Origin of the sequence: Pseudoalteromonas sp. SG44-1 (genome assembly GCF_014164315.1) — a bacterium.
Lineage (GTDB): Bacteria > Pseudomonadota > Gammaproteobacteria > Enterobacterales > Alteromonadaceae > Pseudoalteromonas > Pseudoalteromonas rhizosphaerae.
On sequence record NZ_JACJEW010000257.1, the window covers coordinates 1 to 379 of the forward strand.

Annotated in this window: 1 pseudogene; it reads right to left on the reverse strand. The window is 39.6% G+C overall.

The window, feature by feature from the left end:
- Positions 1-379: pseudogene (locus tag H5187_RS25290) on the reverse strand (hypothetical protein); the annotation flags it as partial.

A 379-nucleotide genomic window follows, 5' to 3' on the forward strand; every position in this document is an offset into this window, starting at 1 on the left:
GGTTTTAACTCCTCAGGAAATCCGTGTTTTTCTGTTATATCTTTATCTATTTTGAAGTAGTGCTCTATTGATTGATATAAGTGTGTCCCAAGCGGGATTGATGTATCCATAAAGGTCATGGCTGTTGCATATTGCAGCGAATCCCACTCACGATTAAAACCACCTACGTAAAATGTCGGTTTAGTGAGTCTATAATGCTTAGGGTACTTTAATGGCACCATGAGAGACACAAACACGCGTGAACCACCACGGGCTGAGCCTACATTGCGCTCATTTGCACCAAAACAAACAATGTCTTCGTAAGGTAAATAAAACGGTTTTCTAAACAAAGTATGAGGGGTTTTTACAAGCCCGGTATGGCGATTAAAATAAAACTTAT